The 5870-nt window shown below is 62.5% G+C and carries 6 protein-coding genes and 1 pseudogene; 3 read left to right on the top strand and 4 right to left on the bottom strand.

The features are described from left to right. Together ACLP2E_RS14035 and ACLP2E_RS14030 are read left to right on the top strand one after the other, a co-directional pair. Positions 1–336: pseudogene (locus ACLP2E_RS14035) on the top strand (leucyl/phenylalanyl-tRNA--protein transferase); the annotation flags it as partial. A gap of 93 nt (positions 337–429) precedes the next feature. Continuing rightward, positions 430–1932: a flavin-containing monooxygenase gene (locus tag ACLP2E_RS14030; protein ID WP_442466299.1), complete on the top strand. Its 1503-nt coding sequence runs from the start codon at positions 430–432 to the stop codon at positions 1930–1932. 7 nt (positions 1933–1939) lie between these two features. On the opposite strand, the gene ACLP2E_RS14025 is transcribed toward ACLP2E_RS14030, so the two are convergent. After that, on the bottom strand, positions 1940–2893 hold the full coding sequence (locus ACLP2E_RS14025) for an alpha/beta fold hydrolase (protein WP_442466298.1): 954 nt from the start codon (positions 2891–2893) through the stop codon (positions 1940–1942). A 140-nt stretch (positions 2894–3033) separates the two neighbouring features. Here ACLP2E_RS14025 and ACLP2E_RS14020 point away from each other — a divergent pair, with 140 nt between their 5' ends. Then, the gene (locus ACLP2E_RS14020; protein ID WP_442461098.1) at positions 3034–3378 is read left to right on the top strand and encodes a hypothetical protein; all 345 of its coding nucleotides are present in this window, start codon (positions 3034–3036) and stop codon (positions 3376–3378) included. Between the two features lie 60 nt (positions 3379–3438). On the opposite strand, the gene ACLP2E_RS14015 is transcribed toward ACLP2E_RS14020, so the two are convergent. The 3 genes from ACLP2E_RS14015 to ACLP2E_RS14005 all read right to left on the bottom strand — a co-directional run bounded on the left by ACLP2E_RS14015 (position 3439) and on the right by ACLP2E_RS14005 (position 5746). Next, a complete protein-coding gene (locus tag ACLP2E_RS14015) occupies positions 3439–4365 on the bottom strand; it encodes a M48 family metalloprotease (protein WP_442466297.1) in 927 nt (308 codons plus the stop codon). 107 nt (positions 4366–4472) lie between these two features. After that, on the bottom strand, positions 4473–4985 hold the full coding sequence (locus ACLP2E_RS14010) for a hypothetical protein (protein WP_442461096.1): 513 nt from the start codon (positions 4983–4985) through the stop codon (positions 4473–4475). A gap of 77 nt (positions 4986–5062) precedes the next feature. Beyond that, complete coding sequence (locus ACLP2E_RS14005) at positions 5063–5746, bottom strand: hypothetical protein (RefSeq protein WP_442466296.1); 684 nt, start codon at positions 5744–5746, stop codon at positions 5063–5065. Positions 5747–5870 lie beyond the last annotated feature (124 nt).

Genomic DNA, 5870 nt, shown 5'->3' with positions numbered 1-5870 from the left:
GTGGAGGCCTGGCGAGACGGCGAAATGGTTGGTGGCCTTTATGGCCTGGCGCTCGGGGGCGCCTTTTTCGGCGAGAGCATGTTCCACACCGCCACCGACGCGTCAAAAGTCTGCCTGACCTATCTTTTTGCGCGGCTGCGGCGCGGCGGCTTTTCGCTGCTCGACGCGCAATTCCTGACGCCGCATCTGGAAAGCCTGGGCGCGATAGAGATTTCGCGCGCCGACTACCGCCGGCGACTGGACGCGGCGCTGGAGCGTCACGGCGACTTCCGGGCGCTGGAAGTCTGCGACGACGCGCCCGAAACCATCCTGGCCTGGGCGCGTCCGGAAAAGTGAACCGCGTTCGGCTAGTTGCCTTGCCGGGCGGAAAGCTTAAGCTGACAGCGTCCGTTCCCTTGACGGCTGCGACGACCTCATGCGGAGGATGAAATGGCGACGCTGCTCAAGTCAAATCCAGCGACCCCGGCATCCGCATCGAAACAACCTCAGACGCAAATGCTCATCGTCGGAGCCGGGCTTGGCGGCCTGTGCATGGGCGCGCTGATGCACAGGGCTGGCCGCAAGGATTTCGTCATTATCGAGAAGGCGGGCGATCTCGGAGGCACATGGCGCGACAACGTCTATCCCGGTTGCGCCTGCGACATTCCCTCGCATCTCTATTCGCTTTCTTTCGCGCAGAAGCCGGACTGGAGCCGCCTTTATCCAAGCCAGCCTGAAATACTAGCCTATATCAATGAAGTCGCGCAAGAATATGAACTGAGGCCGCATATCAGGTTCGGCACGACGCTGGCCAAGGCCGAGTGGGATGAGGCCAACGCTTTTTGGCGAGTTGACACCAGTACCGGGCAGATCACGGCGCGGCATCTGGTCTCCGCGATCGGCGCCTTGCACGCGCCCTCCATCCCCAAGCTTCCCGGGATCGACGCTTTCGCGGGCAAATCATTCCATTCCGCGCAATGGGACGAGAAGGTCGATCTCGCCGGAGCCCATGTCGCGGTGATCGGTTCCGGCGCCAGCGCTATACAGATCGTGCCGCAAATTGCCGCGAAAGTGAGCAAGCTCGATCTCTATCAGCGCACCGCGCCCTGGATCTTGCCGAAGTTCGATCGGCCGCTCACCAGGCTCGAGCAGGTCCTGCTGCACCGCCTCCCCGGCTACAAGTCGCTGTTCCGCGCCGGTCTTTATGCGGTGCATGAACTTCGGATGCCGGTGTTCAAGGGCAAGCTCGGCATTGGGGCCCAGGCCGAGGCCCTGGCTCGCATATATATGCATTCGCGGATCAAGGATCCGGCCTTGAGGGAAAAGCTGACGCCGAATTACCGTATTGGCTGCAAACGCATTCTCGTCACCGACGACTATTATCCGGCTTTGCTCCGCGAGAACGTCGAAGTGATCACCGGCCCCATCGCCGAAGTGCGGCCCCATTCGATCGCAACGCAGGATGGCCGGGAGCGTCCGACGGACGTGATCGTCTACGCGACGGGTTTCGACGTCGCGGGCCCGTTTCGCCGCCTGTCCGTCATCGGGCGCGGAGGCGTCGCGCTCGCCGATGTCTGGCGCGACCAGATACGAAGCTATATGGGCATTGCGGTCAGCGGCTTTCCGAACTTTCACATGCTTCTTGGCCCCAACACCGGCCTTGGCCACAATTCGGTGATCATCATGATCGAGGCGCAGGCGCGCCATATCATGGACTGCCTCGACCAGATGGACGCCAGGAATAGTCGCGCGATCGACGTGAAGCCGGAGGCCGAGGCCGCCTCTTTCGCAGATATCCAGTCGCGTCTGGCCAATTCGATCTGGCAGGCCGGCGGCTGCCGCAGTTGGTATCAGGATGAGCAAGGGCGCAATGTGGCGCTTTGGCCCGGCTCGACCCTCGACTACGAGCGCAAAACCCGTCGCGCTTCGCTCGATCATTACGAGATGCAATGAAGAGCGGTCAAAGGGCGGGAAGTCTCAATCCCGCCATGGCCTGCCGGATGAACGCCGCTGTTTCTTCGACATGGGAGACAGGCAGCATATGGCCGCCCGGAATGATCTGCAGGTTGAGGTCGGGCAAGGCGGTCTTCATGGCGACGCCGTGTTTCCGATAATCGAGGATGCGGTCGTCCCTACCGAACAGGATGCCGACAGGTTGGCGAAGCGAGGGATAGCGTTCGACCATCGACGGCAGGTCGGCGTTTGAAGCCACCATATCGAGCGAAGCGGCGTAGAATGTTTTCGGCCTGAGAAAAAGAAGGCCGCCGCCGCGCGTATCGAAATCCTCGGGCGCCTTGTCGGGCCCGAACAGCACCTCAAGCATGGCGTCGCGCTTGAACTTCGTCATCGGCGTCGCCAGCGTCCAGGCAACCAGCGTTCGCAAGAATTTCGACTGGATTTCGAGATCGCGGAACGGTTCCGGCGGATGGGGAACCGGATGGGTCAGCGGCGCAAGCAATGCCAGCCCGCCGACGCATTCGGGATGGTCGAGGGCGACGGCGAGCGACAGCGCGCCGCCAAGCGAATGGCCGACCAGCAGGGGACGGTCGAGCCCCAGCCTGGCGATGAATTTGGCGACCAGATCGCCCTGAGCCCTCAGTCGGGCGGGCTCGTCTCCGGGCCGGGTAGAATAACCTGACCCCGGCCGGCTGATGACGATCACGCGGAAGGCTCCCGCAAGCCGGTCGATCAAGCCGTAATTGAAGTTCAGCATCTGTCCGCCGAGACCGTGGATCATCACGATCGCCGGACCGCTGCCGATGTCGAGATAATTGATCCGGCAATGGTCGATCTCGACGAAACGACCCTGCGGCGGTATCGCCTTCTCTACTTGTCGCGCCGTCACGGCGGCATAGGCGGCGAGGCTTGCCACGAACAAGGCGACAACCAGCGCGACAGCCAGAATTGCGACCACTTCGACCCCCGTTCCCGAGCGACGCAAGGCCAAAGCTGACGACCGAAACAGGCTGTTGTCAAGGAGAGCGCGCCGGCACGAAATTCGCTAGGCCGCTGGAACGCAAACCGGCATCGCCTCCAATATCGGACAAGGCCTCAATGAACGCCCAGGTTATCCCGTTGATCAAAGCAAGCGCGCACTATGCCGCGAGACTTTTATGCTTCGACGAACCGCCAACGGCCGACGCGCTGGTCGAACGCGCGCGCATCGCCGAAAACCTCTACGAGGCGGCGGCATCCGCTCATCCTGACCGGCCGTCCTGGACTTCGCCGCCCGCCGGTTTGGAGGCCCTGCGCCAAACCGCGAAATGCTTCTGGGAACGCTGCGTCGACGCCGACATAGACATCGAAACCGTGTTCGCCGCGCTTGATCGCAGCGGCGCCGACGAAGCCGCCAAAAATCGCGTGCGCAGTCATTTCAGCGCGATCTGCCACTCGTTCTGACCGCGAAAAATTACTGCGGGCGCTCTGCTTTCGAGGAGTCGCAAGCAAAGGCCGGCGGCATCAGGAAAGGTGCGAGATTCTTTCCCAGGTTCCGGGATGCGAGCGCAGCGCATGCGTGTCCTGGCGCAGGTGGGCGTGAAGCGGCGAAAGCCCGGTGTGGAAATATTCCAGCTTGCACAAGGCGGCGACAAGGGCCTTGGGATGTTCGATCAGATCCATCGCCCTGGCATCGGCGGCAAGCTCACGGACCCGCGAAAGCGCTGCAATCAACAGTTCCGCCATCACCGGCGCCGCGGCCAGCAGCAGGGCTTGCGATCCGATGCGGACGAAATCCTGGCTGCGCGCCATCAAATCCCTGATTCCGCGCTGAGCCAGGGCGGCGATTTCGCGCTGGACGGCGGAGGCCCAGTGCATCGCGCCGGTGTCGCGATGCAAGATATGGGCGACCTCATGGGCGATGATGCCGGCGATCTCCTCGCGGGAGAGACAGCGCAAAAGCTCCCGCGTCACCGAAATGCAGGCGTCTTCGGGGCCACCCAGCGCGTAGGCGTTCATGCCGTGACACGGGAGCAGAAACAACTCCGGCGCCCGCTCCAGTCCGGCCCGTCGGCTGATGTTGGAGAGGATCGCGTAAAGGCCCGGCGCCTCGGAGCAACTCAGCGGCCTTGCGCCAAAAGCGCGCAATACGTCGCGTGGACCGCTCTGTCGCCTCCCGGCCGGCGATTGATTTCCGCCGAAGGCCGGCAGGGAGTCCCGGTATTTATCGGACGCATGGCCGCAAAGCGCCCGCAAGCCGATCAGGCCGGCCATTACACGATGCGTATCGCGCGAATGCAGGTCGCGTGTGAGGCTTCGCCGCAGCCGGGCGGCGTCGTGGTCGTTGGTTTGACGCAGGGTTTCGTCGGCTTGACCTTTGCCACCGATAGAGCCGGCGTAAGCGCTGACGCCGCAAAAAGCGAGTGGAAAGGGTCCGACGGATTGCAACAATAGTCATCCTCCGACTGCCGCGCCTATGATCGCACAGTAACCGGAGGGTGAGCAATTGCCATGCCACTTTATGATAAAGCGTTGCTTTTACACATCAAAATTTCGTGTCAATGCGCAGGTCGACGCCCATCGCGCTTATCGTCGGTCGCTTGCGTTTCTTCGCCTCGCCGGCTTTCGGCCGACAAATTGGCGATCGAACCCGGCGCCGGCAGTTCCGGATCGTCGCCGCGCAAAATGGCGATGGCGCGATAGACCTCGAACAGCAGCGTGAAACCCTGGGCATAGTCGCGCGCCGCCAAAGCCCGCGCCGCCGCAGCGACGATCGGAGCGCAATTATCCAATCCTTCGAATTTCGTCGCGTTGGCCTCGAGATAGGCCGTCAGCCGCCGCAGGCTGTCGGCGCCCAGGTCGGATACGAAGGCCACGGCGGCGAGCGTTTCCACCGGCATTTGCCCATAAAAGCCGGGTGCCGCCGCCTGCGGCGAGCGCGCCTGGATACGGTCGAGAACCGGCATGATGTCATTCAGCACGCCCGCCAGCATGCGCAATTCGTCGCCGGAGCCTGGCGTGTTGCGTGCTGCGCCTTGTCCTGAAAAAGCGCCTTGTTGGGACCGAACCATCGGATACTCCTCAAAAAATGGCAAAACGATCAAAAAGAGGTCAGGCGGGCGGCCGAAACCGTCCGCCCGCCACGCGATCAGAAGCGCTGCTGTTGCTGGCCAAGAGTCTGGCCATAGGCCACGACCTCGGCTAGTTGCCGCGCGATCTCCTGCACATCCTGGGGCGTGATCTGGCGCTGCTGGTTTTGCTGCCAGGGCGTCTGCTGTTGCTGGTTGCCATAGGCGCCAAGCCCCTGCCAGCCCTGGCCGTGCTGACCCTGCTGGCCGAAGCCCTGCTGGCCCATCCCTTGCTGCCCGAAGCCCTGCTGCTGCTGCATGGATTGCAGCAGATGCGGGATCACCGGCAGGATCTGGCGAACGATCTCACCGACGTCCTGCGACGACAGGTTTCTCTGATTGCCGCCGAAACCGCCGTAGGCGGCCATGGGCTGATAGGACTGCTGCTGCGCTTGCGCAATGATCTGAGGCAGAACCGGAGCGATCTGCTGCAGCACATTGCTGATGTCCTGCGGGGTAAGTTGACGCTGCGCGCCCCAGTTCGGTCCGCCGAACTGGCCTGCCCCATAGTTCTGACCGAATCCGCCCTGACCAAATGCTCCCTGACCAAATGCTCCCTGACCCAATGCGCCTTGCCAGCCGCCTTGCTGTGACTGCTGGTTTTGCGCCTGGTGCAGCAACTGCGCCAAGTGTTGCAGAAGCTGTGGATTCTGCTGTTGCGGATTTTGGAAAGCGTTCTGTTGCGAGGTATCGGAATGAAACATGACGATTTTCCTCTTGCGCGTTTGCCCCCCTTGCCCGCCAGCGGCGGGGGCGGTCGGAGTAACGGCCGAAGATGGTCGAACAATGAAAGCCAAGCTTGGCGAGCATTCACGATTGCGTGCGCGG

This window comes from Rhodoblastus sp. (genome assembly GCF_052145335.1).
Taxonomy (GTDB): Bacteria; Pseudomonadota; Alphaproteobacteria; order Rhizobiales; family Beijerinckiaceae; genus Rhodoblastus.
The sequence above is the reverse complement of the archived record's forward strand: the minus strand, read 5'-3'. Positions and strand labels throughout refer to the sequence as shown.

Excerpts from the sequence above, each read along its gene's own strand:
- ACLP2E_RS14030 (WP_442466299.1), top strand. The coding sequence starts at position 430 with ATGGCGACGCTGCTCAAGTCAAATCCAGCGACCCCGGCATCCGCATCG.
- ACLP2E_RS14020 (WP_442461098.1), top strand. The coding sequence starts at position 3,034 with ATGAACGCCCAGGTTATCCCGTTGATCAAAGCAAGCGCGCACTATGCC.
- ACLP2E_RS14010 (WP_442461096.1), bottom strand. The coding sequence starts at position 4,985 with ATGGTTCGGTCCCAACAAGGCGCTTTTTCAGGACAAGGCGCAGCACGC.
- ACLP2E_RS14005 (WP_442466296.1), bottom strand. The coding sequence starts at position 5,746 with ATGTTTCATTCCGATACCTCGCAACAGAACGCTTTCCAAAATCCGCAA.